Here is a 26,959-nt window from a genome sequence, read left to right as displayed (position 1 = left end):
GAGGGGGACGGATGCCGGAGCCCAGCCGCCTCACCCCGGTCGCCGTGATGATCCTCGCGACGCTGCGCGAAGGTGACATGCACACCTACGAGCTCGTCCGGCTGCTCAAGGAGCGTCGGGACGACCGCCTCGTGCCCCTGCAGAAGGGCACGATCTACCACACCGTCGCGCGCCTCGAGCGGGACGGTCTGCTGGCCGAAGTGGGCGTCGACCGCGACGGCAATCGCCCCGAACGCACCACGTACACGATCCGGGATGCCGGCCATCGGGCCGTCGAAGAATGGGTGCGCGCCGAGCTGCCCCAGATCGACCGGCCGAGCGACTTCCGCGTCGCGCTGTCGGAGGCCCACAATCTCGACCGCGCCGAGGTGATCGACCTGCTGGACGCCCGCCGCGCCCTGCTCCTCGACTCTCTCGACGAGCACCGCGCCGGCCTCGTGAACGCGGCCGAGCGCGAGACCCCCGAACAATTCCTCGTCGAGCTGCAGCGGCAATCCGCTCTGCTCGACGCCGAACTCGCGTGGCAGGACTCCCTGCGTGCGCGCCTCGCCGATCGCTCCCTCGCCTGGGGCATCGCCGAAATCCCCGAACACATCAAGAAGAAGCATCGCGTCTCAAAGGAGACCACCCCATGACCGACTCCCGCGCCGCCTCCGCGGCCTCCACTCGCACCGGGTCGCACAAGACCACCGAACGCAGCCCCTGGCCGGCCCTCTGGGCCCTGGTCATCGGGTTCTTCATGATCCTGGTCGACACCACGATCGTCTCGGTGGCGAACCCCGCCATCAAGGCGGCGCTCGACCCGAACACCAGCAACCTCGACAACGTCGTGTGGGTCACCAGCGCCTACCTGCTCACCTATGCGGTCCCCCTGCTGATCACCGGACGCCTCGGCGACCGCTTCGGACCCAAGAACATCTACCTGACGGGTCTCGCGATCTTCACGATCGCCTCGCTCGCGTGCGGACTCGCCCCCTCGCTCGAAATGCTCATCGTCGCCCGCGCCGTGCAGGGCCTCGGCGCCGCGCTCATGACGCCGCAGACCATGGCCGTCATCACGCGCACCTTCCCGCCGCAGAACCGCGGTGCGGCCATGGGCCTGTGGGGTGCCACCGCCGGTGTCGCGACCCTCGTCGGCCCGCTCGCGGGCGGCCTGCTCGTCGACGGCCTCGGGTGGGAGTGGATCTTCTTCATCAACATCCCGGTCGGCATCATCGGCTTCATCGCCGCGGTGATCCTCGTGCCGCAGCTGCCGAAGACGGCCCACAAGTTCGACATCCTCGGGGTGATCCTCAGCGCCGTGGGCCTCTTCCTCATCGTCTTCGGCCTGCAGGAGGGCGAGCACTACTCCTGGGCGACGTGGATCTGGGTCATGGTCGCCGCCGGTGTCGTCGTGATGGGCGTCTTCATCTGGACGCAGGCGCGCAGCAAGGGCGAGCCCCTCGTGCCCCTCGACCTGTTCCGCGAGCGCAACTTCTCCGTCGCCAACCTCGCGATCGCGACCGTCGGCTTCACCGTGACGAGCATGGCCCTGCCGCAGATGTTCTACCTGCAGCTCGCGCGGGGTCTCACCCCCACCGAGTCGGCGCTGCTGCTCATCCCTCTCGCGATCCTCTCGGGGGTGCTGGCACCCTTCGCCGGCAAGCTCCTCGACCGCACCGACCCGCGCTTCCTGCTCGTGCCGGGCCTGCTGCTGGTCGGCGGATCACTGGGCCTCTACCTCGCGCTGATCCTCAATGACGCGCCGATCTGGGCCTTCCTCATCCCCTCGGCCCTCATGGGCGTCGGCAACGCCGGAATGTGGGGCCCGCTCGCCACCACTGCGACGCGCAACCTGCCGCCGCGTCAGGCGGGCGCCGGCGCCGGCATCTACAACACCACCCGCACCGTCGGATCGGTGATCGGCTCGGCATCCATCGCCGCGTTCATGCAGGCGCGCCTCGAAGCGAACCTGCCCGGTGCCGCCGACGCGTCGGCGAGCTTCGGCTCGGGTGCGCTGCCGCCGCAGGTGGTCGCGGGCTTCTCGACGGCCATGGGTGAGTCGCTGATCCTTCCGATCTGCGTCATCGCCGTCGGTCTCGTCGCGGTGCTGTTCATGAAGCGCCCCTCGGTGATCCGCCCGCACGGCGCCCCGCGCGATGCGGCACCCGCGCAGCAGGCGGCCCAGGCCGCCCCGGCGGCCGCGGGGGAGTAACCCTTCCGTGGCAACGCCGTCGTCCCCTCGTTCGGGGGCGGCGGCGTTTCGCGTTCATCGGGAGGGATGCTCGCGGATGCCGCGGACTCGATCCTGCGCCCGGGGAAGAAGGTCCTGAACGCGTTGTCCCGGGAGCAGGTTCTCCACATCGCCGGGATCGCCTCGACGCACGTGGTTCGATCGCGCCAGCGTCGCAATCGGGGTGGTGACGCACGAGGGCGGGATGCCTTCCGGTGCGGGTATGGCCGTGACGCTAGCGACGCTGTTTCGCCGCTGCCACTTCGCTACGGTGTGGCCGTAATGAAAACGCGTGAGCGAGGTGGGAGCGGGCGAATTCTGGACAGGTTCCGACGACGATCCCACCTTTCGCCGGGTTGGCATGGCGACCGCTACTCCTCTCCCTCTCGAAGATTGACCTATACGTGTGTATAGTCATTTCTCGATCGGACCCCTCGACCCGCTTCCACGCCCTGCCACTCATTGAAGGAGTCACCCGTGACCGCTCCCGCCCCCGCTGTCCGACCGTCCGCGCTCGCCGCCACCGTCCGCCCCTCGTGGCCCCGGGCCGCCGGCATCCTGATCCTCACCGGGGGTGTGCTGTTGACCGTCGCCACCGCTCTCGAGATCGGAACCGACGTCTCGACGGAACCCGGCCCGGCCACCGCCTTCTGGGTGCTCTTCCTCGCCAGTACCCTCGCGCACGTCGCGGCGATGTTCCCGCTCGCCCTCGGGCGCGGTGATGGACGGGGGGCCGTCGGCTCGTCCGTCGCCGGAAAGCTCGCGCTGCTCGGATTCGGGGCGTTCTTCCTCGCGAACCAGAGCCTGTACCTGCTGGCCGGGTACCTGCTGCCGATCTCGGAACCCGTTGACGGCGCGACAGCGTTCCTGTTCGGGATGAGTGCCGTCCAGGGTCTTTTGCTGACGATCGGGGGCATCATGATCGTCCGCGCACGTGTGCTCACGGGCGCGGCGCGGTGGGCGATCCTCGTGCTCTCGCTCGTCGGCTTCGCCCTCGGTGCGGTGATCAACGCCAACTCCGTCGAGGCGCTCACGAACACCATGTACTTCGTGTCCACCGGCGCGCAGATCATCGCGGGGCTCCTCATCGCCCGGGCAGGCATCACCGCAGCGAAGTAGCGTGTGGGACGTGCCTCGCAGCTATCAGTCCCCCAAGCGGCAGGCCGACGCCGCCGCCACGCGCGCGAACATCATCGAGACGGCGGCCCGGCTCTTCGTGCGCGACGGCTACGTCGCCACATCCATCAAGGCGATCGCCGCCGAGGCAGGGGTCTCGATCCCGACGGTGCACCTCAACGGACCCAAGCACGCCCTGCTCATCGCCGCCTTCGAGCGCACGTTCGCCGGCGACGAGGGGCGGCATCCGCTCACCGAGCGTCCCGAGCTCGTCGCCATCATGAGCGAGCCCGACACGGACACGGCAATCGCGCTGTATGTCGACTTCCTCATCGAGGCGAACAAGCGCTCCGCGGCCATCGTGCGGGCGATGCTCGCCGCCGCAGACGGCGACCCCGAGGTGCGTGCCGCCTATCTCGACCTCGAGATGCGGCGCCACCGTGACATGACGATCGCGGCCGGCTGGTTCCTGCAGCGCGATCGCATCCGCATCGACCAGCTCGCTCTCGCCGCCGACGTCCTCGGCCTGATCACCGGCCCCGACCCGTGGACGCACTTCATCGTCGCCCGCGGGTGGGATGTCGCGGCCTACCGGTCGTGGCTCACCGCACAACTCACCCGCCTCGCCGACAATCTCGCGTGAGCCCTCGGCGGGGCCGTCCTCGAAAGACAGAGACATGACCTCCTCCGCCCTGATCTGCAGCATGCCCGCCGTCGGGCATGTCGGTCCCCTGCTCGTCGTCGCCGCCGAACTCCAGCGACGCGGGTGGGATGTGCGCCTGCTCACGGGCGCCCGCTATCGAGCGGTGGTCGAGGCCACCGGCATCCGGTTCCTGTCCCTCCCGCCCGAAGCGGACACGCTCGACGACATCGGCATGGACGGCGACGAACGCGAACGCGGGCTCGCCACGATCAACCGCGGGGTCGAGCGCGCTTTCGTCGAGCCCGCGGCCCCGGCGGCGTCGGTGCTCGAGCGCATCCTGCGCGACGAGCCGGCCGACGTCGTGCTGCACGACATGACCTTTCTCGGGGTGCAGACGCTTTTCGCCCGGCCGCGCTCGCAACGGCCGCTCACCGTCATGTGCGGCATCACCGCGGCCGGTTTCTCGAGCCGTGACGCGCCGCCTTACGGGCTCGGCCTCACGCCGTTGCGTCAGCCCCTGCTCAATCGTCTGCGCAACCGGGCCTTGGGGGTGACGGCCAAGGCCGTCTTGCGCCCCGTGCACCGCAGCCTCGACCGGTTCCTCGCAGATGTCGGCGCGCCACGCTTGAACGGCGCGTTCTTCATGGACGTCCTCTCGCGCAGCGACCTGCTCGCGCACTTCACGGTCGAGGAGTTCGAATACCCGCGCAGCGATGCCCCCACGCACCTGCGCTTCTACGGCCCGATGCCCACGGCGTCCGCTCGTCCCATCCCGGCGCCGGATTGGTTCGACGACCTCGATCCACGCCTCCCGCTCGTGCACGTCACGCAGGGCACCGTCGCCAACACCGACTACAGCGAGGTCATCCTCCCGACCCTCACCGCGCTCGCCGACCTGCCCGTTCAGGTCGCCGTCACCACCGGCGGCCGGCCGGTCGACACTCTTCCTCCCCTGCCCGCGAACGCCTTCGCCGCGAGCTACCTCCCCTATGACGAACTCCTCGCCCGGACGAGCGTCCTCGTGACCAACGGCGGATACGGCGGTCTGCATCACGCCATGCGCCACGGTGTGCCGATCGTCATCGCCGGGGACTCCGAAGACAAGGTCGAGACCTCCGCTCGCGTGCACTACGCCGGTGTGGGAGTGAACCTCCGCACGGGTCGCCCGACCCCGGATGCCATGCGCTCGGCGGTTCGGCGGATCCTCGCCGACCCGCGCTACGCGGCGAACGCCCGCCGGATCGGGCAGGCGATTGCCGTTGCGCCGGGCGCTGCGGGCCTCGTCGACGATATCGAGGCTCTGCTCTCGCCTCGATCCTGACCGCGCATCGCCGCAGCCGCGCATCCGCAGAGCGCTGTGCCGAGTCGCGGCACCCGGCCGACGCGGAAATTGGGGGCGCGTCGGCCGGGCGGTCTCGGAGTCCGCACAAGCGGCACATGGGTAAGACGGGGTGACGGGCAGTTTCGTCACGCCGGGTTCGTGATCCGATCGCGCGGGGCGCTCCGGAGGGGATTCGGCGAGGGGAGGACGGATGCCGCGGCGGCGGTCCTCCGCTCGCCGAAACTCCTCCGCTCGGGTGGCGTGTCAGGTCGAGAACTCACTGGCGCCGAAGTGCGAACGCACCATTCGCCGTTCCATCAGCCCCGTGCCTTCATCGAGCTGCGGATCGCCGAACGAAACGAACCCGTGGCGCCGATAGAAGCGTCTGGCACGCTCGTTGACGTCGAAGACCAGGAGGTGTGCGTCCTCCCGGCCGATCGCCTCACGGAGGAGCTGATCCGCAAGACCCGTTCCACGGACATCGGTGCGGAGGGAAAAAGAACACAGCTCCGTCGAGGGCAGCCCGTAGTGCGGAGGCGTCCCCTTCGAGGTGCTCGCCACCCCCACGATCTCGCTCCCGATTCGCGCGAGAGTCACGTCGCGTTCGCCGGTCGAGATTCGTTCCGTCCACCGTGACGTGCGGTCGGTCGAAGTCGCCGCGAGCATCTCCTCGGCGATCAACCCGCTGTACGTCTGGTCCCACACCATCGTCTGGAATGCGGCGACGGCTGGGGCGTCTGCCGCGGTGGCACGCGCGAATCGCCACGACCCGAACTCGCTCACGCGGCCCGCCGCTCGCAGGTGATCGCACCGACGGGGCGCTCGCCGCGGGTCGAGCGCGTGTGCGTCTCGGTCACGTCGAACCCGGCGGCATCGAGGCGGTCGGCGAGAGCCTCGACCGGCCAGCGCCACGCGGGGGCGACGGCGTGGGCGAACGGCTCGAGAGTCGCGCCGACGAAGAAGCCGAGCAGCAGCGTGCCGCCCGGCCGCAGCACCCGAGCGAACTCGCGCAGCGGGGTGCCGATGTCGGCCGGCGCGTGGTGGATGGTCGAGAACCACGACACGACGCCGGCCAGGGCGGCATCCGGAATCTCGAGGTCGTCGATGCTGCCCAGATCGAACCGGATGCCGGGATGCGCCGCCCGCGCGTGCGTCACGAACCGCGGCGCGAGGTCGACGCCCTGCACGTCGAGGCCGCGTCCGGCGAGGTGCGCGGTCCAGTGTCCCGGGCCGCAGCCGGCGTCGAGGACCGGTCCCTCCACCGCTCGTGCCCACGTGTCGACGATGCCGCGGTCGACGGGGTGCACGGCATCCATCGACCCGAGGGCGGCGATGTACTCGTCGGCCCGGGCGTCGTATGCGGTCGAACTCATCGGTCGAGGCTACGGCGTGATCTCGTCGACGAAGCCGCGGGCCTCGGCGATCAGGGCGGCCCATCGGTCGGGTCCGGCCTCGACCGTCACCTCGGCCCATTCGCGCATCGGTCGCCCCCGCATGACCATCGGCTCGGCATCGCCGGCGGCGGCGAGGTCGCCGACCCGCTTCTCGGGCAGCTTCACGACCAGCGAGCCGTTGTGCACGACGAAGGCGTAGACCTTCGTGCGGATGCGGAGTCCTTCAGTGCCGAACATTCGCCCGATGTCGACGCCGGGCGACGCGCATTCGCGCTCGGCGATCGGGTCGAAGATCGCTCGACCGCGTTCCATGGCGTCCCTGTCGACCATGGCCCATACGTTAGCGGCGCACGTGCCGACGATGCACGCAGGGGCGGTGAACCTGGCAGTTGGTCGCCAATAGCTCCGAATGATCCTATGAGCCAGCTGAGTGCAACATACTTCGAGAACCGGAGATCATGCGTCGTCGACGTTCGCTTATGCCTCTTCGTCATCAGACAGGGGCCACTATGGCCACGTCCCGCAACATCCGCCCTCTCACCCTGGCCATCACCGGTGTGGGCCTCGCTGCACTCCTGGGGGCCGGGTTGATCTCCCAGGCCTCCGCCGCCACCGTCGCCGACGGTCCCATCGACCTCGGTACGGCGATCGACTACGGCGTCTTAGGCGCCAGCGCCGTCACCAACACCGGTCCCACGGTCGTCAACGGCGACCTCGGGATCGCTCCCGGCACATCGATCACCGGCTTCGGTGGTCTGCCCAACGGTGTCGTCAACGGAACGGTGCACCAGACCGACGCCGTGGCCGTGCAAGCGCAGCGCGACGCGCTGACGGCATACGGCACCGCCGCTTCGCTCACACCGACCCGCACCGGGCTCGCCGAGCTCAACACCCTGTCGCTGTCGCCGGGCGTCTACTCGGGCGGGGCGCTCTCGCTGGCCGACACCGGCACCCTGACACTCACGGGTGGCGAGGACTCGGTCTGGGTCTTTCAAGCCGAATCCACTCTGATCATCGGATCGTCGAGTCGCATCGCCATCACCGGCGGAGCGACGGCGTGCAACGTGTTCTGGCAGGTGGGCAGCTCGGCCACCCTCGGAACCGCGGCCGATTTCCAGGGCACCGTCGTCGCCGACCAGTCGGTCACCGTGACCACCGCGGCTCAGGTCGAGGGGCGAGTCATCGCGCTGAACGGGGCTGTGACGCTCGACACCAACACGATCTCCGCCGCCGAAGACTGCCCTCCGCCCGGAACGCCGTCCGAGCCGAGCCCGTCGCCGTCTGAGCCGGGTGCGAGCCCTTCGCCGTCGCCCTCCAGCCCGGGTGCGAGCCCGTCGCCGTCGCCGTCGAGCCCGGGTGCTGGTCCTTCGCCGTCGCCGTCGAGCCCGGGTGCTGGTCCGTCGCCGTCGCCGTCGAGCCCGGGTGCTGGTCCTTCGCCGTCGCCGTCGAGCCCGGGTGCCGGTCCGTCGCCGTCGCCGTCGAGCCCGGGTGCCGGTCCGTCGCCGTCGCCGTCTAACCCGGGTGCTGGTCCGTCGCCGTCGCCGTCGAACCCGGGTGCGAGCCCCTCGCCGTCTGCGCCGGGTGCGAGCCCGTCTCCGTCGCCGTCGAGCCCGGGTGCTGGTCCGTCGCCGTCGCCGTCGAACCCGGGTGCGAGCCCTGCGCCGGGTGCGAGCCCGTCCCCGTCCACCCCGGGTGCGAGCCCCTCGCCGTCACCGTCTCAGCCCGTCGCGAGCCCCTCGGCGTCGCCGTCGGTGCCTCCCACCTGGTCGCAGCCGAACACCCCGAGCAGCCCGAGCGGACTCGCCGTGACCGGTACCGATGCCACCGTCGCGCTGGCGCTCGCGGTCGGTCTTCTCGTGGCCGGCCTGACCACCGTGTTCATCGTCCGTCGCCGAGCGCGTCGCTCCTGAGCCTCTGAACCGAGACCCCCGGCCCTTGCGGTCGGGGGTCTTCGTCGTGTCGGCGGTCGACCGCTCGTCGGGCTCGGTCGCGCTCTCGAGGGCCGCGATGCGAGTCCCCCGCGGGGGCGCTCAGCTCTGGGCGACCCGCGCTGCGATGTCGGTGCGGAACTGTCCGCCCTCGAGGCCGATGCGCTCGAGCCCCGCGTAGGCCGCCTCACGCGCCTCGGCGAAGGTCGTGCCGGTCGCGACCACGCTCAGCACGCGCCCGCCGGTGGCGACGAGCTCGCCGTCACGCAGGGCCGTGGCCGCGTGAGCGACGTGCACTCCGTCGACCTCTTCGGCCGCGTCGAGTCCGGTCAGCACCCGTCCCGTCAGCGGGATCTCGGGGTACCCCTCGCTCGCGAGCACGACCGTCACGGCGGTCGCTTCGGCGAAGGCGGGGCGCGGCTGATCCTCGAGCGTGCCCGAAGCCGCCGCCAGCAGAAGGCGGGACAGGGGGTCGATCAGTCGCGGCAGCACGACCTGCGTCTCGGGGTCGCCGAAACGGGCGTTGAACTCGATGACCTTCACGCCCTGCTCGGTCAGGATGAGCCCGGCGTAGAGGAGTCCGATGAAGGGGGTGCCCTCGGCATCCATCTGCCGGATCACGGGCTCGGCGATCTCGCGCGTCACGAGGGCGACGAACTCGTCTTCGCCACCGAAGCGCTCGTCGAGCCACGGCAGCGGAGAGTACGCGCCCATGCCGCCCGTGTTGGGCCCTTCGTCGCCGTCGCGGAGGCGCTTGAAGTCCTGCGCGGGGCTGAGCGGGGCGACGTGGTCGCCGTCGCTCAGGAAGAAGAGCGAAACCTCGGGGCCCGAGAGGAACTCCTCGATCAGCACGGCGCCGCTCGGCAGGTAGCTCTCGGCGTGGGCGAGGGCGGCGGCGCGGTCGGAGGTCACGATGACGCCCTTGCCCGCGGCCAGCCCGTCGGCCTTGACGACGTAGGGGGCGCCGAACCGGTCGAGGGCGGCTTCGACGGTGTCTCTGTCGTGCGCGCGCACGGCTCCTCCGGTGGGCACGCCCGCGGCATCCATGATGCGCTTCGCGTAGGTCTTCGACCCCTCGAGCTGGGCGGCCGCCTTGCCCGGGCCGAACACGGGGATGCCGTGCGCGCGCAGCGGGTCGGCGACACCGGCGACGAGAGGTGCCTCGGGGCCGACGACGACGAGGTCGATCGCCTCGCTCTTGGCGAACTCGAGCACGGCCGTCGGGTTCATCGGGTCGAGGTCGACCAGGTGAGCCTCTCGGGCGATCCCGGCGTTGCCGGGGGCGGCGAAGATGGCGTGCGAGGCCTCCTCCGAACGCAGGGCGAGGATGATGGCGTGCTCGCGCGCGCCCGAACCGAGGACCAGGATTCTCACGCGGTCAGCCTATCGAGCGCGGGTCCGTGCCTTCGCGCCGCGATGCGGAAGGCGCGCACGCTCAGCGACCTGCGTAACCTCAGCCCGCGGCGGTGGGATGCCACGGAGGTTGTGCGAATCGCTGAGCTCGTGCGCGGGTGTCGGCGTGGGGAAGGCGTCACACCCTCCGTCATCTGCGCAACCTCAGCCCGCGGCGGTGGGATGCGACTGAGGTTGTGCGAATCGCCGAGGTTCGCGCGCGCCGCGAGACGCAGACCCCCCCCTGCTCCGCGGGTACCGTGGATGCCATGCCTCCCCGCCGCATCGAGACCGGAGACGGTCGCGCAGCGCTCGCCGCGGTCGCCGCTGGAGACGCCCCGCGCCCGGCGACCGCCACGGCCGTGCGCTACCTGCTGCAGCTGCTCGTCGAAAAGGCCCCGGGCAACTCGGTCGAGATGCGCGTGCCGCCCTTCGGCGCGGTGCAGGTGATCGAGGGCCCCCGGCACACGCGCGGCACTCCGCCCAACGTGGTCGAGACCGATGCGGCGACGTGGATCGCCGTGGCGACGGGGCAAGAGCATTGGGCGGATGCCGTGACCGCGGGCCGCATCGTCGCCTCGGGCGTGCGCGCCGACATCAGCGCGCTGCTGCCGCTGCGGCCGTAGCCCGGGTCGCGGCATCCGCGGCTCTCCGCCGGGTGCACGATCCGCTCGAGATTCCCCGAACGAGCTGCGCAGGATCGCGTGATCTCGAGCGGTGGTCGGGGCAGCGCCGGTCCGACCGCGTCAGCGCCGGACCGGGTCGCCGCCGCCGGTGAGGAAGCGCTCGAGGTCGCGGCGCGTGGGCGCGGCTTCCCAGTCGCCGGGCACGAGACAGGCCATCGCGCCGCAGGCGTTGGCGCGGACCAACGTGTCGGCCACGTCGAGGCCCTCGAGGTAAGCGCTGAGGTAGCCCGCGACGAACGCGTCGCCCGCGCCCACGGTGTCGAGAGGGTCGATGACGAAGCCCGGAGCCTCGGTGGCACCGGTCGCCGTGAAGGCGGCGGCCCCACCCGGGCCGCGCTTGACCACCACGTGCTGCACGCCGCAATCGAGGAGCGACTCCGCGGCATCCGGGCTCATCAGGGCGAACTCCTCGACCCCGCCGAAGACGAGGGTCGACAGCGCCGCGATCTCGCGGAGGATCGGTCCCGCGACCGCGGGGGACGCCAGGGCGGAGCGGTAGTTGACGTCGAAGCTGACCGCGACGCCGGCCGCGCGGGCGCGCTCGACGGCCGAGAGCACGGCGGCGCGAGCGGTGTCGGACAGCAGGGGCGTGATGCCCGTGATGTGCAACAGGTCGGCGTCTTCGATCCATCCCGCCGGAACGTCGTCGGGCGCGAGGCGCGACCCCGCCGAACCGCGGCGGTAGTAGTGCACGGCGGTGGATGCCGCGGACGGGCGCTCCTTGAGCATCAGGCCGGTCGGCGCCTCGGCGTCGACGATCGCGTGCACATCGAGTCCTTCGCCCCGCAGCTCCCGCGCGATGCGCTCGCCGAGCGGGTCGTCGCCGACGCGGCCGAGCCACGCGGCATCGACGCCCAAGCGGCGCAGGCCCACGGCGACGTTGGTCTCCGCGCCACCGATGCCGAGCGCCAGGCCCGCGGCGTGCCGGAGCGAGCCGACCTCGGTCGTGCGGGCGAGCGCCATCGTCTCGCCGAGGGTGACGACGCGGGTCACGCGCTCCGCCCCGCGAGCAGGTCCGACCCCGCGCACACCGCGACGAACCGCTCGGCCCGCTCGCGGAGCGCGCCCAGGTCGCCGCCGCGGAACGCGTCGCCGAGCAGCGGACCGCCGACGCTGACCGCCACGGCGCCCGCCGCGAGCCAGGCGGCCGCGCTGTCGGCATCCACCCCTCCCGAGGGGACGACGGCGATGTCGGGGAACGGTCCGCGCAGATCCTTCAGGTAGCCGGGGCCGACCTGACCGGCCGGGAACACCTTCACCGCCGAGGCGCCCGCCGACCACGAGGCGAACAGCTCGGTGGGGGTGAGGCCACCGGGGATGATCGGCATGCCCGCGGCGACCGCGTGCTCGACCAGAGCGGTCGAGGTGATCGGGGTGACGACGTAGTCGGCGCCGACGGCGATCGCGCGCTCGAGCTGGTCGAGGTTCGCGACCGTGCCGATGCCGAGGTCGCCGTCGAACGACGAACGCAGGTCGGCGAAGGCGTCGAAGGTGCCGGGCGTGGTGAGCGTCAGCTCGACGCTCTGCACCCCCGCCTCGGCGAGCGAGGCCAGCACGGGCGCGTAGTCCGACGCGGCGGATGCCCGGGCGACCACGACGAGCTTCGACGAAACGGTGCGGGCGGGAAGCTCACCAGTCATGGACGGTCCCATCGAGAAGGCGGTTCACGGGCAGGTACGCCTTCGTGTACTCGAACGCGCCGGCGGCCTCTTCGTCGAGCTCGACGCCGAGGCCGGGCTGGTCGCCCGGGTGCAGGAAGCCCTTGTCGAAGGTGAACGAGGTCTGGAACACCTCGAGCGTCTGCTCGTTGTGCGGCATGTACTCCTGGATGCCGAAGTTGTGGATCGCGAGATCGAGGTGCAGGGCCGCCGCCATGCCGACGGGGGAGATGTCGGTGGGACCGTGGATGCCGGAGCGGATGCCGTAGATCGCGGCGAAGTCGAGGAGCTTCTTCATCGCGGTGATGCCACCGGTGTGGGTCACGGCCGAGCGCACGTAGTCGATCAGGCGCTCGGTGATGAGCGTCTGGTAGTCGTACACGGTGTTGAACACCTCGCCGATCGCGAGCGGCGTGGTCGAGTGCTGGCGGATGAGCCGCAGCGCCGTCTGGTCTTCGCCGGGAGTGGCGTCTTCGAGCCAGAACAGGTCGTAGGGCTCGACGTCCTTCGCGAAACGCGCGGCTTCGATCGGCGACATGCGGTGGTGGCCGTCGTGCAGGATGCGCAGGTCGGTGCCGAACTCCTCGCGGATCTTCGAGAAGACCCCGGGCATGTGGTTGAGGTACTGGCGGGTGTCCCAGGTCTCTTCGGCGGGGCGGTCGCCCGAGCGCTTCGCGGGCTCGTAGTCGTACCGCACGCCCGGGCCCGCGGCCGAGACGCCGTAGATCTGCCCGAGGCCGGGGACGCCGGTCTGCACGCGCACGGCGGTGAAGCCGAGCTCGCGGTATCCGGTGATCGCGTTCGAGAGGGCCTCGAAGTCGGTGCCCGAGGCGTGGGCGTAGACGCGCACGCCGTCGCGGCTCGCGCCTCCGAGCAGCTGGTACAGCGGCATCCCGGCCTTCTTGGCCTTGATGTCCCACAGCGCCATGTCGACCGCGGCGATCGCGGCCATGGTCACCGGTCCGCGGCGCCAGTACGCCCCGCGGTAGAGGTACTGCCAGGTGTCTTCGATGCGGTCCTCGTCGCGGCCGATGAGCATCGAGGCGAGGTGGTCGGAGAGGTACGACGCCACAGACAGCTCGCGGCCGTTGACGGTGGCATCCCCCCATCCGACGACACCGTCGCTCGTGGTGATCTTCAGGGTGACGAAGTTGCGGCCGGGGCTGGTGACGATGACGTCGACGGAGGCGATGCTCATGTGCGGACTTTCTGGCGGAGGGGAGGTGGCGGGTCGAAGCGGGGCGCGATTCGTGGCCCCGGGGCGCTGGATGTGGCAGCGACGCACCCGCAGGGGCGTCAGAGCTGGCCCCGGGGCGTCGAACGTGGACCCGGGGCCACGCTGGGCGCCCCGGGAGGACGCGCGGGAGGGGAGCGATGCCGGGCGGGTCCGCCGTCACGAACCCGCCCGGGTGCGGGGCCGCCCGAGAGCGACCCCGCGGGATCACATCGCGGGGCGGGGATCCCGCAGATCGCGACCGGTCCACTCGGGGGCCACGATCGCGGCGACCAGGGCCGACGCGGTGAAGATGCCCATGAGCACCATGATCGGGACGATGCTGCCGGTGGCGGCGGCCACCCAGGCCGCGGCGACGACGGGGCCGATACCGGTGGCGATGATCGCGGCGACCTCGCGGACGACGGCGGTGAGGGTGTAGCGGTTGCGGGCGCCGAAGATCTCGGGGATCGAGATGTTCTCCATCGACGCCAGGCCCAGCACCGAGATGTTGTGGATCAGGGCGTAGCCGACGAAGATCGCGCCCACCTCGCGGGAGTTGATCATCAGCAGCGCCGGCACGATCAGCAGCAGCGACAGCGCCGACATGACGATGTACATGCGGCGGCGGCCGAACTTGTCGCCGAGGAAGCCGACGAGCGGGATCGTGAGGAAGCCGATCAGCGACGAGACGATGACGATCTCGGGACCGACCTCCTTCGAGATCGCGAGGGTGATCGTGATGAACGAGATGAGGTACGTCTGCACGATGCCGGAGTTGCCGGCCTGGCCGAAGCGCAGGAAGAACGACACGAGAACGGCCTTGAGCGGCTTCTTCTGCAGCGACTCGAGCGTGCGGATGTCGTTGGTCTCGGTGGCGACCTTGTGCAGCTCGGCGCGCGAGAGCGCCTTGCCGTCGACGACGTCGGTGCGCTCCTCGAAGACCGGGCTCTCCTTGAGGTTGAAGCGCACCCACAGGGCGAAGAGCATGATGATCGCGCTGCCGATGAAGGGGATGCGCCAGCCCCAGGCGATGACGTCGCTCTCCATCATCACGGCGAGCAGGATCGCCCAGATGCCCGAGGCGAACAGCGTTCCGCAGTTGGTGCCGAGCGCGACGAGCGAGGCGACGACGCCGCGGCGGTTGTCGGGGGCGTACTCGGCGAGCATGACGCCCGCGCCCGAGATCTCGGCGCCGGCGCCGAAGCCCTGGGCGAGGCGGAGCACCACGAGGAGGATCGGGGCCAGGATGCCGACCTGCTCGTAGGTGGGCAGCACGCCGATGAGGGTGGTCGCCGCGCCCATGAGCAGGATCGTGTAGAACAGCACCTGCTTGCGGCCGATCTTGTCGCCGATGCGGGCGAAGAAGAAGGCGCCGACCGGGCGGGCCACGTAGCCCACGCCGTAGGTGGCCATCGCGAGAACGACCGCCATCGCGGCGTCGCCGCCGGCGAAGAAGATCTGGCTGAAGACGAGGGCTGCGGCGAGCGAGTACAGCTGGAAGTCCATGAATTCCAGGGCGGTGCCGAGCCAGCCCGAGACGGCGGCGCGGGCGAGGTCGCCGACGGACCGTGTGGCGACGGGCGGCGACGTCGAGGCGTCGACGCCGGGGGCGGATGAGCTGCTCATCGGATTACTCCTTCGTAGGTGATGCGTAGCGGAATCGCTGGGGTGTCGGGGGATGTTCGAGGGGCTTGCTCAGAGAGCGAGCAGGACTTTGGCGGATGCCGAGGAGTCCCGCGCAACGGCGAACGCGCTGACCGCGTCGGCGGCGGGGACGACGTGCGACACGACGGTGTCGAGCGCGTCGGTCGAGGCGAGCATCGCGATGGCGTCGTCGATCTCGCTCGAGAAGCGGAAGGCTCCGCGCAGCGTCAGCTCCTTCGCGAGCATCGGGGCGAGGTTCACCCCGAGCTCGGCATCCGGGAGCATGCCCACCTGCACGACGGTGCCGGCGCGGCGGGCGGCGCGGACGGCCTGCGTGAGGGCCACTCCGACGCCGGAGCACTCGAAGACCACGTCGAACGACTCGTTCTCGATCGTGTCGGTGCCCACGAGGAAGGTTTCGCCCGCACCGAGGGCGCGGGCGCGCTCGAGCGGTTCGGGGCGCACGTCGCTCGCGCCGACCAGCTCGGCTCCCGCGTGCACGGCGGCCGCCGCGACGAGCAGGCCGATGGGGCCGGAGCCGATGACGAGCGCGCGTTTGCCGGAGAGGTCGCCCGCGAGGCTCACCGCGTGGATGGCGACGGCGAGGGGCTCGGCGAGGGCGGCGCGCTCGAGCGACAGCCCCTCGGGCAGGACGCGGATCATGTGCTCTTCGACCACGAGCAGCTCGGCGGCTCCGCCCTGTCGGTGCGGGAAGCCCGCGGCGCTACCGAGGTAGTCGCCGCCCGCACGCAGGTGCGGGCGCTCCTCGAGGCCCGGCACCGAAGGGCCGAAGCGCGCGGGGTGCACGGTGACGGGCGTGCCCGGCGCCAGCCGACCCGAGGGGTCGAGGTCGACCTCGGCCGACAGCTCGTGACCGGGGGTCAGGGGCTCGCGCACCGCGTACTCGCCGTTCTTGCCGTGGAAGTAGTAGTGCAGGTCCGACCCGCAGATGCCGACGTAGCGCACGCGAAGCCGCACCTCGCCGTCGCCCGGTTCGGGGGCGGGGCGGTCTTCCCAGCGGATGTCTTCCGCGGCGTGGATCGCGAGAAGCTTCATCGCGTCTCCTTCGAGTCTGTGCGCCCGGGTGGGCGCGGATGGGTCAGGGGGCGGTGGGGGCGAGGGTGCCGGATGCCGAGAGGCTCTCGGCGATCGCACTGTCGACGCCCCGCTCGACGATCGTGTCGAGCAGGTCGCCCACGCGGTCGACGAAAACGGTGCGGTGCGCGAGGTCTTCGCCGAACAACTGGAGATCGACGATCGCGCGGGCGGCGAGGTCGCGGCCGCCGCGGGTGGCGACGGCGGTGAGGCGCTCGCGCGCCGGGTCGGTCATCGCCGCGGCGTGGGGGCCGGGGTCGAAGCCCGCGGGCGGGGCGATGCAGGCGAGGTATGCGGCCACCGTGAGGGCGATCAGGTGCGGGAACTCCCCCCGCTCGAACGCCTGGGCGACCGGGCCGGGGATGCGCTGGCCGAGCTTGACCGACCCGTCGGAGCCGACCTGGCTCGTGCGGTGTCCGAGCGCGCTGTTGCCCCAGCGGGCGAACAGGTCGCGCTCGTACGCCGCGATGTCGACGCCCCGCGGAGCGGTGACCGAGGGCTCGTACTCGCCCCGCAGGATCGCGGTGGCGGCGGCTTCGACGTCGGCCAGGGCGATGGCATCCGGGATCGTGGGAACCCCGCGCAGGGCGCCGAGGTAGGCGATCAGCGAGTGCGTGCCGTTGAGCAGGCGCACCTTGAGCAGCTCGTACGCGCCCACCTCGTCGGTGAACACCGCGCCGCCGGCCTCCCACGCCGGGCGGCCGCCCGCGAAGCGGTCTTCGATCGCCCACATCGTGAAGGGCTCGGCCGGCACGGGGACCTCGTCGCGCACGCCGAGGAGAGCGGCCACGCGGTCGGTCAGCTCGGGGGTGGTCGAGGGCACGATGCGGTCGACCATGCTCGAGGGGAAGGTCACGGCGCGGTCCAGGTAGGCCAGGGCGTCGGCCGACTCGGCATCCGGAAGCTCCTGCAGGAAGGCCCGCACGAGCTTCTCGGTGTGCGAGCCGTTCGACAGCAGGTTGTCGCAGCTGAGGATCGCGATCTGCTCTCCGCCCGCCGCGGCCCGGCGCTGCAGGCCGCGCGCGAGCTGGCCGATGGTCGAGCGGGGGGCGCCCCCGCGCAGGTCGGCGGCGACGATCGGGTCGGCGACGTCGAGGCGCTGGGTGGCGTTGGAGTAGCTGTAGCCGTTCTCGGTCACCGTGAGCGTCGCGATGCGGATGCGCGGGTCGGCGAGGTCGGCGACCACGCGGGCCGGGTCGTCGGCGGCGACGTACGAGTCGGTGTGCACCCCGGGGATGTCGAGGGTCGTGCCCGCGGGCGAGACCGTCGCGACGGAGTAGAGGTGGTCCTGCGCGTGCAGGGCGTCGACGACCCGGCGCGAGCGCGAGGCGACGCCGACGATGCCCCAGTCGCCGCCCTCGGCGCGCATCGCGGCCGCGGTGTAGACGGCCTGGTGGGCGCGGTGGAAGCTGCCGAGTCCGAGGTGCAGGATGCCGGCGCCCGAGGGGGCGGAGGGGATTGCCGTGGGGAGGCTCGCGCCGCGGCGCAGGATCGCGCTCATGCGCGGGCTCCCGCCGGGGCGGCGGGGCTCGACCGGGTGAGATCGTCGATGATCGGCATGAAAGCAGTGTGCAGTGTTTGTACAAACTTGTCAACAGTTTTCAGGTCGGCATGCACGATGATGGAACGACGGCAGAGAGACGGTGGTGATGGCGGCGAACCTGACCGAGGTGGCACGGCACGCGGGTGTGTCGATCGCCACGGCGTCGCGCGCCTTCGGCGAGCCCGACCGCCTCGCCCCCGCGACCCTCGAGCGAGTGCGCCGCGCCGCGGCCGAGCTCGGCTACGCCACGCCGCAGGCGGCCGTCGGCACCCGAACGATCGCGGTGGTGGTGCCGGATGCCGCGAACCCCGTCTACGCGACCCTGCTCAAGGCGATCCAGGGGCAGGCGTGGCACGGCCGGCATCGCATCGTGCTGTTCGACGCGGACGAAGACCTGCGCCGCGAGCGCGAGGCGATCGAGCTCGGATGCCGCACCGACGGACTGCTGCTGTGCTCCCCGCGCCTTCCCGAGCGCGAAGTGCTCTCGCTCGTGGCCGACACCCCCCACGTCATCGTCAACCGCGTGATCGACGGCGCCGTGTGCGTCGTGATGGACGCCGAGCGCGGGCCGACCCAGGCGGTCGAGCACCTCTCCGCCCTCGGCCACCATCACGTCGCGTACGCCTCCGGCCCGCACGGATCGTGGGCCGACGAACAGCGTGCCGACGCCGTGGCGCGCGCGTGCGAGCGCTTCGGCATCCGCCTCACCCGTCTGAGCAACCACGCTGCCTCGATCCAGGGCGGGCGAGCGGGAGCCGCGGCGGCCGTCGCCAGCGGCGCCACCGCGGTCATCGCCTACAACGACCTCGTCGCCCTCGGGCTCGAAGCCGGCATGGCCGAGCTCGGGCGCGTGTGCCCCGACGACGTCAGCCTCGTGGGCATCGACGACATCGAGCTCGCCGGAGCCGTCACGCCGAGCCTCACCACGGTGCGGATGCCGATCGCCCGCGCCGGGGCCCTCGCCGTCGACCTGCTGCTGCAGGCGATGTCGGGCGCGGCGTCGATCGGCGAGACCGTGCTGCCCTCGCAGCTCATCGTGCGCGGCTCGACGGCCCCGCCCTCCGCCGCGCGCTGATCCGCGGCGGCGTCCCTCGCCGGGCGGAACCGCCGAATCGCCGACGCCGCGCGAATGCGGTCTCGGCGAAGGGGTGCGTCCTCGGCATCCGCCCCCGCGCGAACCCACGACCCGCTGCGCGCCCGGCGGTGGGACAATGGGCCTATGGCCGAGCAGCCCGCCCCCGAACGACCGGTGTACGTCCGCGACGACATCGAGACCGTGACCGTCCGCCGCGCGCCGAAGTACGGCGTCTTCCTGGCCGCGGGTGCCTTCCTCGGCATCCTGGCCGCCCTCATCCTCACGTTCGCGATCGACGGCTCCAACCTCAGCCCCTACACGCAGGTCGTGTACTCCGAGCTGCAGGTCTTCGGCTTCACCGCGTTGATCTGCGTCGTCGTCGGTGTCGTGCTCGCCGCGATCGTCGCCCTCATCTTCGAGCGCACGCTCGGCGGCCGCACCCGCCAGGTGATGGTCGACCACGAACAGTACGAGGTCTGACCCGCGTCACGCCAGTTCGGCGATGATCGGGTGGATCGCCGTGTCGAACGCGGCGACGTCGCCGCGCAGGCCGTCGGTCACCGCGACCGTGAGCGAGCCGATCCACCACACGCCCCGCTGGGCGAGCGGGAGCACCTGCACGTTGAGTTCGAACGAGTGCGCGCGTCGCCCCACGATGCGCTCGTGCGCCGCGATCGCGCTGGCGTAGGCGCGGTACGACACCCCGGGGCGCGCCGCCGCCTCGCGGGAGTAGCGGTCGTGCGACAGGCGCGCGAACTCGACGGCGTCGTCGGCGTGGTCGTCGATCGCCGCCCGCAGTGCCTCGGCTCGCCCCTCGGGGAGGGTCACGAGAGTGTCGAAGCCGTCGATGAGCTCGAGGGGGACGGGGGAGGGGTGCGCCTGCGGTTCGACGGTCATGGCCCAGTACTCCCGCCACTCGCGTTCGAGCCGGGCCTGCGCGTCGTCCGACCTCGACACCGTGAGAGGCGTGGGCACGCGGCGCAGCGCCGGGAGCTCTTCGGGGGCCCGGATGCCGATGACCTGACGCAGATAGAGCGCGACGAGCACCGATTGCGCCGCGTCTTCGCGGATCACCCACTCCGGCTGCCCGCCCGTCATGGCGTCATTGTAGGGATTCGCACCGCCTGTGCGACCGGGCCTTGCGTCGACGCGCGGACACCCGCGCGTGTCGAGCCCGGGTAGTCTGTTGCGGTGGCTTCCGCTCCCCACGAAAACCCATACTCCGCCGCAGGCGTCGATACCGCCGCCGGAGATCTCGCCGTCGAACTGATGAAGTCGGCCGTGCGCCGCACGCACGGGCCCGAGGTGCTCGGCGGGGTCGGCGGATTCGCCGGTCTCTTCGACGCCTCCGCCCTGCGCGACTACGCGCGGCCCCTGCTCGCGACCAGCACCGACGGCGTCGGCACCAAGGTCGCGATCGCGCAGGCCATCGACAAGCACGACACGATCGGCGAAGACCTCGTCGGCATGGTCGTCGACGACATCGTCGTGGTCGGTGCGCGTCCGCTGTTCATGACCGACTACATCGCGTGCGGCAAGGTCGTGCCTCAGCGCATCGCCGACATCGTCGCGGGCATCGCGCGCGGCTGCGCGATGACCGGCACCGCGCTGGTGGGCGGCGAGACCGCCGAGCACCCCGGCCTGCTGGGCATCGACGACTACGACGTCGCGGGAGCGGCGACCGGTGTGGTCGAGGCCGACCGCATCCTCGGCGCCGACCGCGTGCGCAGCGGTGACGTCGTGCTCGCGCTGGCCTCCAGCGGCCTGCACTCCAACGGCTACTCGCTCGTGCGTCACATCATCACGGGCGCGGGCATCGCGTACGGCTCGGCCTCGGCCGAGCTCGGCGGCACCTGGGGCGAGGCACTGCTCGAGCCCACGCGCCTGTACACCTCGCCGCTGCTGCGCCTGCTCGACGACGGCGCGGTGGGCACCGGCATCCACTCCCTCAGCCACGTCACGGGCGGCGGCATCGCCGCCAACCTCGCGCGCGTGCTGCCGCAGGACAGCTGGGTCGACGTCGACCGCTCGACGTGGAGCCCGTCGCCGGTGTTCCGCGTGCTCGCCGACATGGGCGGCCTCGAGCTCACGGCCACCGAGGGCACCTGGAACCTCGGCATCGGCTTCCTCGCGGTCGTCGCCCCCGAGGTGGCCGAGGCCGCGATCGCGGCACTGCAGGCCGAGGGCATCGCCACGTGGCAGGTCGGCGTCGTGCGCGACGGCGCCCGCCCCGAGGGCGAGTACGAACAGGGCGCCAAGGGCGTCGACGGCGGCGCCGTGCGCCTGGTCGGAACGTATGCGGATGCCGGCACGCCGGCGAACGGAGCCAGCTAACACCTCATGTGCGGCATCGTCGGCATGGCCGGGCAGGGCCCGGTCAACCAGGAGATCTACGACGCGCTCCTCCTGCTCCAGCACCGGGGACAGGATTCCACGGGCATGGCCACGGCCGAGTCCAGCGGCGTGTTCCACATCCACAAGGCCCGCGGCCAGGTGCGCGAGGCGTTCCGCACCCGCGACATGCGCGCCCTGCTCGGCGACATCGGTCTCGGACACGTGCGCTACGCCACCAAGGGCACCGCGTCGAACGAAGAAGAGGCTCAGCCCTTCTACGTCAACGCGCCCTACGGCATCGTGCTGGTGCACAACGGCAACCTGACGAACACGCGCGAGCTCACGGGCGAGCTGTTCCACAAGGACCGCCGGCACCTGAACACCAGCAGCGACACCGAGCTGCTCGTGAACATCCTCGGCTCCGAACTGCAGTCCGAGATCACCGGCCCCGACCTCGACCCCGCCCAGGTGTTCCGCGCGGTGGCGCGCGTGCACGAGCGGGTCGAGGGGTCGTACGCCTCGATCGCCCTCATCGCCGGCTACGGCCTGCTCGCGTTCCGCGACCCCTTCGGCATCCGCCCCCTCATCCTCGGCAAGCGTCCCGCAGCCCAGGTGCCGGGCGGCGAGCCGCGCGACGAGTACATCGTGGCGTCGGAGTCGCTGGTGCTCGAGAACGCCGGCTTCGAGGTCGTGCGCGACCTGCTGCCCGGCGAGGCGGTGTTCATCACCCTCGACGGGACGCTGCATTCCCAGCAGTGCGCCGAGAACCCCACGCTCGCGCCGTGCTCGTTCGAGTACGTCTACCTCGCCCGCCCCGACTCGGTCATGAACGGCATCTCGGTGTACGAAACGCGCCTGCGGATGGGCGAGCGCCTGGCCGACACGGTGGCGAAGTACACCCCGGCCGGGACCATCGACGTGGTCATGCCGATTCCCGACTCCGCGCGTCCGGCCGCGATGCAGGTGGCCCGCAAACTCGGTATCGAGTACCGCGAGGGCTTCTACAAGAACCGCTACGTCGGCCGCACCTTCATCATGCCGGGGCAGGCGGTGCGCAAGAAGAGCGTGCGCCAGAAGCTCAACGCCATGTCGACCGAGTTCCAGGGCAAGAACGTCCTTCTCGTCGACGACTCGATCGTGCGCGGCACGACGAGCCGCGAGATCATTCAGATGGCGCGGGATGCCGGGGCCAAGAGCGTGACGTTCGCCTCGGCGGCACCGCCGGTGCGCTACCCCCATGTGTACGGCATCAACATGCCCTCGCGTCACGAGCTCGTCGCCCACGGCCGGACGATCCCCGAGATCGCCGAAGAGCTCGGCTGCGACTACCTGGTCTACCAGGAGGTCGACGACCTCAAGGCGGCCATCATGGAGGGCACCGACCTCACCGACCTCGACATGAGCTGCTTCGACGGTCGCTACGTGACGGGGACCGTGTCGGAGGAGTACCTCGCCTGGGTCGAGGGCAGCCAGGAGTCTTGACCCGCCGCAGCGCGGGAACCATCGCCCTCGCCGCCACGGCGATCGTGCTGCTGGCGTTGACGCTGCGCATCGCGGTGGCGTCGTTGTCTCCTCTGCTCGATGCGATCGGTCGCGACTTCGCGCTGCCCACGGCGGTGGTCGGTCTGATCGGCATGGCGCCCCCGGTCGCGTTCGCGCTGTCGGGCATGGTGACGCCCGCGATCGAGCGACGGGTCGGGCTCGAGCGCACGGTGCTGATCGCGGCGATCGTGGCGGCCGCGATGCTCGCCGCGCGGGCGGCCGCGGGCAACGCGTTGACGCTGCTGGCGGCGACGGCCGGGGTGTTCGCGGCCGTCGGGGTGGCGAACGTGCTCATCCCCACCGTGGTGAAGAAGTACTTCCCCGAGCGCATCGGCCTGATGACGACCGTCTACAGCACGACGATGGCGGTGGCGACCTTCACGCCGCCGCTGGTCGCGGTGCCGCTGGCGGGAGCCGTGGGATGGCGCGGGTCGTTCGTGGTGTGGGCGGTGGTCGCGGTCGCGGCGGTGCTGCCGTGGGTGGCGTTGAGCCTGCGTGCCCGCGCGTCGCGCATCGACGCCGTCGACGAGCCGCGGACGGCGGTGCTCTCGCGCCTCGTGCGCGTGCCGCAGACGTGGGCGCTGGTGGTCACGTTCGCCGTCAACTCCTCGGTGGCGTACGGCATGTTCGCGTGGCTTCCGCCGCTGCTGATCGATGTGGCGGGAGTGGAGGCCGCGGAGGCCGGCGGACTGCTCGCGCTCTTCTCGTTCATGGGTCTGCCCGTGTCGCTGCTCGTCCCCCTGTTGGTGGCGCGCCTCGGGCGCACGACCCCGTTCTACGTCGTCGCGGTGGTGACCGGCGTCGTCGGAGTGACCGGATTGCTCGTCGCCCCCGGTGCCGCGACCGTGCTGTGGGTCGTGCTCATCGGCATCCCGCCGCTGCTCTTCCCGCTCACCCTCGTGCTGTTCGGCCTGCGGACGCGCCAGCACGAGACGACCGTGGCGCTGAGCGGGTTCGTGCAGAGCGTGGGATACGCCATCGCGGCCCTCATGCCCCTCGCGCTCGGCCTCACGCACGAGATCACCGGGGGCTGGACCACCGGCTTGATCGTGCTCGGCGCGGTCATCGCGTGCGCGGCCCCCGCGGGGATCATCATGGCGCGCAGCGAGAGCGTCGAAGACGCGTGGGAGCGCCGCACCGGCCGCACGTGGTGAGCCGTTCGACGCACACGAACGAAGGGCGGTGACGAGAAACGTCACCGCCCTTCGGCGTATCTGTTCATCGGGGTACGACGATCACCGCTCGGGACCGATACGGCCTCGCGAGGGGAAAGACGAACGCGAAGGCGTCAGGCCTTCTCGTTGTCGTACTCGTCGCTGTACTGGTCGGCCCACTTGTCGACGTACGCGTCTTCACCCGGAGCGGGTGCACCCAGTTCGCGCTCGAGAGCCGAGTAGTTCACCGAATAGGTGTCGTACTTCAGCTCACGGGCGATCTTGGTGTTCTTCGCCTTCTGACGGCCACGCCCCATGCGAGACCCCCTCACGATCGACGTCGAGGGCCGCTTGAGAGCCCTGCGTATTGCGGTTCCGGACCGAGCCGGTAAGAGTAACAGCCAGGATATCACGGCGCATTCCGGCCGAGCCGTCGTGGGCTCGCGGGGGAGCGCCCCGTCGCGACAGGAGCCGTCATGACCGATCAGCCCCGCCCCGAGACCGCGACCGGCGCGGTCATCGCCGGTGTCGTCCCCGGGCAGTCGCCGCGGGTCGTGCGCGAAGCGGCCCGGTACGCCGCACTGTCGAAGGCGCCGCTGATCGTGGCGCACGTCGACACCACGCGCTTCGTCGCGTTCGAAGACCCCGACGGCTACGTGCACTCCTCGACCGTCGACGTCGCGGGCGCCGCCGCCAAGGCCGCGCTCGACGAGGTGCGTCGCGCGGCGGGCGAAGCGTTGGCCGGCCGCGACCTCGACTGGAGCGTCCGGCAGGTGATCGGCGACCCCGCCCTCGCCCTCATCCAGCTCGCTGACGAGGTCGACGCCGGACTGCTCGTGGTGGGCACTCGCAAGCGCGGGATCGGCGAGTCGTTCCGGGAGTTCCTCACCGGTTCGGTCGCCGCGCGGCTCAGTCATCGCCAGCGCCGGCCGGTTCTCGTCGTTCCGCTCGGAGAACCGGCCGCCGCCGATGAGGAGCTGCCCTGGGAGTGAGGCGTCAGCCGCGCATCGCGCGGGTCACGGCCTCGGACGCGTCGCGCAGTGCCGACTCGATCTCGTCGACTCCGGATGCCGCGAGCTCGCCGCCCCGCGCGACGTGGGCGCGCAGTTCGCTGCGCACGCGTCCGCGGAACTCGTTGATCGCCGCGTCGGCGCGCGAGAGCTGCTCGCGACTGCGGGAGCGGGGATCGTCGGCGGGCACCGACTGCGCCTGCTCGCGCTCCTCGCGGGATGCCGCGGCGAGATCGGCGCGCAGGCTGCGCATGGCGTCGCGGACGCTTCCGCGCACCTCGTCGGCGATGAGCCGCACGCTGTCGGCGAGGCCGGCCTGGATGCCCTCGAGATCGCCCGAACGCGATGCGACCTCGGCGCGACCGGCATCCGTGATCTCGTACACGGTCTTGCGACCGTCGACCGACTTGGTGACCAGGCCCTCTTCCTCCAGCTTCGACAAGCGGGGGTAGATGGTGCCGGCCGAGGGGGAGTAGGTGCCGCCCGTGCGCTCGGACAACGCCTGCATGAGGTCGTAGCCGTGGCGCGGGGCCTCATCGAGCAGGCTCAGGATGTACAGGCGAAGATCGCCGTGCGAGAAGACGGGGCTCATCACCACTCCTCCTCTCCGGCGAGTTCCTCGGGGCGAAGACCGGAGATGCCGCGGCGCAGCACGGTGATCTCGCCCGAGACGGTGTTGGCACGGACGTCGACGAACTGACCCGCGAGGGCGCCGGTCGACCCGGTGTAGTTGGTCGGGCCCTTGCCCGAGCGCACCTGGCCGTCGATCTGCACGCGGCCGCTGACCGACCGCGACACGTAGTTGGCGGGCAGCGAGCGGTCGAGGCGGATTGTGCCGGTGCCGCTCACCGAGTTGAGCGAGATGGACCGCGTCGGTCCCGTCGAGTCGACGAGCATGGCACCCGAGACCGTGTCGATCGAGGCCTTGGTGATGCGGCCGGTCGCGGCGACGTCACCCGAGACGCTGTTGGCGCTGAGGGCACCGTCGAGCTCGCGCACCTGCACGTCGCCGGAGACGGCGTTGAGGTCGACGTCGCCGACGAGGCCGTCGACGATGATGTCGCCCGAGACGGTGTTCAGGCGCACGTCGGTGCGCAGCCCCGAGACCAGTGCGCTCGCGCTGACCACGCCGAGGGTCAGGGCGACGTTGCGGGGGACCGCGACGCTGACCTCGGCCTTGGGGCCGCCGGCGCCGAAGTTGCGGAACACCTCGAGGAAGTTGTCCCACCGCAGCTGCGGGTGGTCGATCTCGAGGCGGCCGTCGACCATCTCGATCCGCAGGTCTTTCACCGTGACGCCGTGCACTTCGATGCGCGCCTCGGGTTCGTCGTGGGCGATGACGTCGACCTGGCCGCCGACGAGTCCGATCTTGAGCTCCCGCAGCGCGCCGACGTCGATGACGCGGGTCTCGCCGGGGTGGACGATCCACTTCTCCATGGTTGATGCTCCTCACTCGCGATATATCGCGTCAAGTTGAGTATCGCGATATATCGCGAGTGCGTCAACCCCCGCCACGGATGAGTGGGCTGTGAGGTCGCCGACAGCGAGGTCCCTGAGCCTGTCGAAGGGACCGGGACGCGCGGGTGCCCGAGCGCACGGGGAGGTCCCTGAGCCTGTCGAAGGGACCGGGACGCGCGGGTGCCCGAGCGCACGGGGAGGTCCCTGAGCCTGTCGAAGGGACCGGGACGCGCGGTGACCTCGGCACGGCCAGGGAGGTCCCTGAGCCTGTCGAAGGGACCGGCGCGCGCGGTGACCTCGGCACGGCCAGGGAGGTCCCTGAGCCTGTCGAAGGGACCGGGGCGCGCGGTGACCTCGGCACGGAGGGAAAGGTCCCTGAGCCTGTCGAAGGGACCGGGACGCGCGGTGACCTCGGCACGGACGGAAAGGTCCCTAAGCCTGTCCAAGGGACCAAGACGCACGGGTGCCCGAGCGCACGGGGAGGTCCCTGAGCCTGTCGAAGGGACCGGGACGCGCGGTGACCTCGGCACGGCCAGGG

The 26,959-nt window shown here is 71.2% G+C and carries 27 protein-coding genes; 13 read left to right on the top strand and 14 right to left on the bottom strand.

Annotation, left to right across the window (positions count from 1 at the left end):
* Positions 1-11 precede the first annotated feature (11 nt).
* From FS769_RS05290 to FS769_RS05270, 5 genes are all read left to right on the top strand, one after another.
* Positions 12-635, top strand: a complete 624-nt coding sequence (locus tag FS769_RS05290; protein WP_144830315.1) for a PadR family transcriptional regulator — start codon at positions 12-14, stop codon at positions 633-635.
* Positions 632-2,194, top strand: a complete 1,563-nt coding sequence (locus FS769_RS05285; RefSeq protein WP_144830312.1) for an MFS transporter — start codon at positions 632-634, stop codon at positions 2,192-2,194. The genes FS769_RS05290 and FS769_RS05285 overlap by 4 nt, the downstream gene beginning before the upstream one ends.
* 495 nt (positions 2,195-2,689) lie before the next feature.
* Entirely contained in the window at positions 2,690-3,331 is a 642-nt protein-coding gene (locus FS769_RS05280) for a hypothetical protein (protein ID WP_144830309.1), read from the top strand.
* Between the two features lie 10 nt (positions 3,332-3,341).
* A complete protein-coding gene (locus FS769_RS05275) occupies positions 3,342-3,971 on the top strand; it encodes a TetR/AcrR family transcriptional regulator (protein WP_186325431.1) in 630 nt (209 codons plus the stop codon).
* A gap of 34 nt (positions 3,972-4,005) precedes the next feature.
* On the top strand, positions 4,006-5,292 hold the full coding sequence (locus FS769_RS05270; RefSeq protein ID WP_186325430.1) for a glycosyltransferase: 1,287 nt from the start codon (positions 4,006-4,008) through the stop codon (positions 5,290-5,292).
* Between the two features lie 264 nt (positions 5,293-5,556).
* Here the strand turns inward: FS769_RS05270 and FS769_RS05265 are convergent, their stop codons facing one another.
* From FS769_RS05265 to FS769_RS05255, 3 genes are read right to left on the bottom strand one after another with little or no spacing between them, the layout of a single operon-like run.
* Positions 5,557-6,075 carry an N-acetyltransferase gene (locus FS769_RS05265; protein WP_186325429.1) on the bottom strand — a complete coding sequence of 173 codons (519 nt, stop codon included), beginning with the start codon at positions 6,073-6,075 and terminating at the stop codon, positions 5,557-5,559.
* On the bottom strand, positions 6,072-6,665 hold the full coding sequence (locus tag FS769_RS05260; RefSeq protein ID WP_144830296.1) for a class I SAM-dependent methyltransferase: 594 nt from the start codon (positions 6,663-6,665) through the stop codon (positions 6,072-6,074). The genes FS769_RS05265 and FS769_RS05260 overlap by 4 nt, the downstream gene beginning before the upstream one ends.
* A 9-nt stretch (positions 6,666-6,674) precedes the next feature.
* Positions 6,675-7,016: a hypothetical protein gene (locus FS769_RS05255; RefSeq protein ID WP_144830293.1), complete on the bottom strand. Its 342-nt coding sequence runs from the start codon at positions 7,014-7,016 to the stop codon at positions 6,675-6,677.
* A gap of 179 nt (positions 7,017-7,195) precedes the next feature.
* Between FS769_RS05255 and FS769_RS05250 the strand changes: the two genes are divergently transcribed.
* A complete protein-coding gene (locus tag FS769_RS05250; protein ID WP_186325428.1) occupies positions 7,196-8,596 on the top strand; it encodes an ice-binding family protein in 1,401 nt (466 codons plus the stop codon).
* A gap of 120 nt (positions 8,597-8,716) precedes the next feature.
* On the opposite strand, the gene purD is transcribed toward FS769_RS05250, so the two are convergent.
* Complete coding sequence (gene purD / locus FS769_RS05245) at positions 8,717-9,988, bottom strand: phosphoribosylamine--glycine ligase (protein ID WP_144830287.1); 1,272 nt, start codon at positions 9,986-9,988, stop codon at positions 8,717-8,719.
* 287 nt (positions 9,989-10,275) lie between these two features.
* Here purD and FS769_RS05240 point away from each other — a divergent pair, with 287 nt between their 5' ends.
* The gene (locus FS769_RS05240) at positions 10,276-10,632 is read left to right on the top strand and encodes a sterol carrier family protein (protein WP_144830284.1); all 357 of its coding nucleotides are present in this window, start codon (positions 10,276-10,278) and stop codon (positions 10,630-10,632) included.
* Between the two features lie 120 nt (positions 10,633-10,752).
* On the opposite strand, the gene FS769_RS05235 is transcribed toward FS769_RS05240, so the two are convergent.
* From FS769_RS05235 to FS769_RS05210, 6 genes are all read right to left on the bottom strand, one after another.
* Entirely contained in the window at positions 10,753-11,685 is a 933-nt protein-coding gene (locus FS769_RS05235; protein WP_144830280.1) for a sugar kinase, read from the bottom strand.
* The gene (locus FS769_RS05230; protein ID WP_144830277.1) at positions 11,682-12,332 is read right to left on the bottom strand and encodes a bifunctional 4-hydroxy-2-oxoglutarate aldolase/2-dehydro-3-deoxy-phosphogluconate aldolase; all 651 of its coding nucleotides are present in this window, start codon (positions 12,330-12,332) and stop codon (positions 11,682-11,684) included. Before FS769_RS05230 ends, FS769_RS05235 begins: the two co-directional genes overlap by 4 nt.
* Positions 12,322-13,548: a D-mannonate dehydratase ManD gene (manD, locus tag FS769_RS05225; RefSeq protein WP_144830274.1), complete on the bottom strand. Its 1,227-nt coding sequence runs from the start codon at positions 13,546-13,548 to the stop codon at positions 12,322-12,324. The genes FS769_RS05230 and manD overlap by 11 nt, the downstream gene beginning before the upstream one ends.
* A gap of 243 nt (positions 13,549-13,791) precedes the next feature.
* Positions 13,792-15,192, bottom strand: coding sequence for an MFS transporter (locus FS769_RS05220; protein ID WP_144830271.1), 1,401 nt, complete (start codon positions 15,190-15,192; stop codon positions 13,792-13,794).
* Positions 15,193-15,261: 69 nt separating this feature from the next.
* On the bottom strand, positions 15,262-16,266 hold the full coding sequence (locus FS769_RS05215) for an L-idonate 5-dehydrogenase (RefSeq protein WP_144830268.1): 1,005 nt from the start codon (positions 16,264-16,266) through the stop codon (positions 15,262-15,264).
* A gap of 43 nt (positions 16,267-16,309) precedes the next feature.
* Positions 16,310-17,806 carry a mannitol dehydrogenase family protein gene (locus tag FS769_RS05210; RefSeq protein WP_144830266.1) on the bottom strand — a complete coding sequence of 499 codons (1,497 nt, stop codon included), beginning with the start codon at positions 17,804-17,806 and terminating at the stop codon, positions 16,310-16,312.
* Between the two features lie 148 nt (positions 17,807-17,954).
* Between FS769_RS05210 and FS769_RS05205 the strand changes: the two genes are divergently transcribed.
* Both FS769_RS05205 and FS769_RS05200 read left to right on the top strand, forming a co-directional pair.
* Positions 17,955-18,923: a LacI family DNA-binding transcriptional regulator gene (locus tag FS769_RS05205; RefSeq protein ID WP_144830263.1), complete on the top strand. Its 969-nt coding sequence runs from the start codon at positions 17,955-17,957 to the stop codon at positions 18,921-18,923.
* A 144-nt stretch (positions 18,924-19,067) separates the two neighbouring features.
* Complete coding sequence (locus FS769_RS05200) at positions 19,068-19,403, top strand: potassium transporter Trk (protein WP_144830260.1); 336 nt, start codon at positions 19,068-19,070, stop codon at positions 19,401-19,403.
* A gap of 6 nt (positions 19,404-19,409) precedes the next feature.
* Here the strand turns inward: FS769_RS05200 and FS769_RS05195 are convergent, their stop codons facing one another.
* Positions 19,410-20,021, bottom strand: coding sequence for a zinc-binding alcohol dehydrogenase (locus tag FS769_RS05195; RefSeq protein ID WP_144830257.1), 612 nt, complete (start codon positions 20,019-20,021; stop codon positions 19,410-19,412).
* A 93-nt stretch (positions 20,022-20,114) separates the two neighbouring features.
* On the opposite strand from FS769_RS05195, the gene purM reads away from it, so the two are divergent.
* Genes purM through FS769_RS05180 form a run of 3 tightly spaced genes read left to right on the top strand, consistent with a single transcriptional unit; the run spans position 20,115 to position 23,953 of the window.
* The gene (purM, locus tag FS769_RS05190) at positions 20,115-21,257 is read left to right on the top strand and encodes a phosphoribosylformylglycinamidine cyclo-ligase (RefSeq protein WP_144830254.1); all 1,143 of its coding nucleotides are present in this window, start codon (positions 20,115-20,117) and stop codon (positions 21,255-21,257) included.
* A gap of 6 nt (positions 21,258-21,263) precedes the next feature.
* Complete coding sequence (gene purF, locus FS769_RS05185) at positions 21,264-22,739, top strand: amidophosphoribosyltransferase (protein WP_144830250.1); 1,476 nt, start codon at positions 21,264-21,266, stop codon at positions 22,737-22,739.
* A complete protein-coding gene (locus FS769_RS05180) occupies positions 22,736-23,953 on the top strand; it encodes a CynX/NimT family MFS transporter (protein WP_144830247.1) in 1,218 nt (405 codons plus the stop codon). The genes purF and FS769_RS05180 overlap by 4 nt, the downstream gene beginning before the upstream one ends.
* A 134-nt stretch (positions 23,954-24,087) precedes the next feature.
* Here FS769_RS05180 and FS769_RS05175 read toward each other — a convergent pair whose 3' ends face one another.
* A complete protein-coding gene (locus FS769_RS05175; RefSeq protein WP_056225789.1) occupies positions 24,088-24,270 on the bottom strand; it encodes a DUF3073 domain-containing protein in 183 nt (60 codons plus the stop codon).
* 159 nt (positions 24,271-24,429) lie between these two features.
* Between FS769_RS05175 and FS769_RS05170 the strand changes: the two genes are divergently transcribed.
* On the top strand, positions 24,430-24,945 hold the full coding sequence (locus tag FS769_RS05170) for a universal stress protein (RefSeq protein WP_144830244.1): 516 nt from the start codon (positions 24,430-24,432) through the stop codon (positions 24,943-24,945).
* 4 nt (positions 24,946-24,949) lie between these two features.
* Here FS769_RS05170 and FS769_RS05165 read toward each other — a convergent pair whose 3' ends face one another.
* Both FS769_RS05165 and FS769_RS05160 read right to left on the bottom strand, forming a co-directional pair.
* On the bottom strand, positions 24,950-25,555 hold the full coding sequence (locus FS769_RS05165; protein ID WP_144830239.1) for a PadR family transcriptional regulator: 606 nt from the start codon (positions 25,553-25,555) through the stop codon (positions 24,950-24,952).
* Positions 25,555-26,400 (bottom strand): DUF4097 family beta strand repeat-containing protein, encoded by an 846-nt coding sequence (locus tag FS769_RS05160; RefSeq protein WP_144830236.1) that lies wholly within the window; start codon positions 26,398-26,400, stop codon positions 25,555-25,557. The genes FS769_RS05165 and FS769_RS05160 overlap by 1 nt, the downstream gene beginning before the upstream one ends.
* Between the last annotated feature and the right edge of the window lie 559 nt (positions 26,401-26,959).

Origin of the sequence: Microbacterium sp. BH-3-3-3 (assembly GCF_007679045.1) — a bacterium.
Lineage (GTDB): Bacteria > Actinomycetota > Actinomycetes > Actinomycetales > Microbacteriaceae > Microbacterium > Microbacterium algihabitans.
The sequence above is the reverse complement of the archived record's forward strand: the minus strand, read 5'-3'. Positions and strand labels throughout refer to the sequence as shown.

Bases quoted from the DNA above. Each gene is read 5' to 3' on its own strand.
- FS769_RS05170 (WP_144830244.1), top strand. From the start codon at position 24,430: ATGACCGATCAGCCCCGCCCCGAGACCGCGACCGGCGCGGTCATCGCC.
- FS769_RS05260 (WP_144830296.1), bottom strand. From the start codon at position 6,665: ATGAGTTCGACCGCATACGACGCCCGGGCCGACGAGTACATCGCCGCC.
- purF (WP_144830250.1), top strand. From the start codon at position 21,264: ATGTGCGGCATCGTCGGCATGGCCGGGCAGGGCCCGGTCAACCAGGAG.
- FS769_RS05290 (WP_144830315.1), top strand. From the start codon at position 12: ATGCCGGAGCCCAGCCGCCTCACCCCGGTCGCCGTGATGATCCTCGCG.
- FS769_RS05205 (WP_144830263.1), top strand. From the start codon at position 17,955: ATGGCGGCGAACCTGACCGAGGTGGCACGGCACGCGGGTGTGTCGATC.
- FS769_RS05285 (WP_144830312.1), top strand. From the start codon at position 632: ATGACCGACTCCCGCGCCGCCTCCGCGGCCTCCACTCGCACCGGGTCG.
- FS769_RS05175 (WP_056225789.1), bottom strand. From the start codon at position 24,270: ATGGGGCGTGGCCGTCAGAAGGCGAAGAACACCAAGATCGCCCGTGAG.
- FS769_RS05240 (WP_144830284.1), top strand. From the start codon at position 10,276: ATGCCTCCCCGCCGCATCGAGACCGGAGACGGTCGCGCAGCGCTCGCC.
- FS769_RS05165 (WP_144830239.1), bottom strand. From the start codon at position 25,555: ATGAGCCCCGTCTTCTCGCACGGCGATCTTCGCCTGTACATCCTGAGC.
- FS769_RS05230 (WP_144830277.1), bottom strand. From the start codon at position 12,332: ATGACTGGTGAGCTTCCCGCCCGCACCGTTTCGTCGAAGCTCGTCGTG.
- manD (WP_144830274.1), bottom strand. From the start codon at position 13,548: ATGAGCATCGCCTCCGTCGACGTCATCGTCACCAGCCCCGGCCGCAAC.
- FS769_RS05200 (WP_144830260.1), top strand. From the start codon at position 19,068: ATGGCCGAGCAGCCCGCCCCCGAACGACCGGTGTACGTCCGCGACGAC.
- FS769_RS05270 (WP_186325430.1), top strand. From the start codon at position 4,006: ATGACCTCCTCCGCCCTGATCTGCAGCATGCCCGCCGTCGGGCATGTC.
- FS769_RS05250 (WP_186325428.1), top strand. From the start codon at position 7,196: ATGGCCACGTCCCGCAACATCCGCCCTCTCACCCTGGCCATCACCGGT.
- FS769_RS05220 (WP_144830271.1), bottom strand. From the start codon at position 15,192: ATGAGCAGCTCATCCGCCCCCGGCGTCGACGCCTCGACGTCGCCGCCC.
- FS769_RS05215 (WP_144830268.1), bottom strand. From the start codon at position 16,266: ATGAAGCTTCTCGCGATCCACGCCGCGGAAGACATCCGCTGGGAAGAC.
- FS769_RS05210 (WP_144830266.1), bottom strand. From the start codon at position 17,806: ATGAGCGCGATCCTGCGCCGCGGCGCGAGCCTCCCCACGGCAATCCCC.
- FS769_RS05160 (WP_144830236.1), bottom strand. From the start codon at position 26,400: ATGGAGAAGTGGATCGTCCACCCCGGCGAGACCCGCGTCATCGACGTC.
- FS769_RS05195 (WP_144830257.1), bottom strand. From the start codon at position 20,021: ATGACGGGCGGGCAGCCGGAGTGGGTGATCCGCGAAGACGCGGCGCAA.
- FS769_RS05255 (WP_144830293.1), bottom strand. From the start codon at position 7,016: ATGGTCGACAGGGACGCCATGGAACGCGGTCGAGCGATCTTCGACCCG.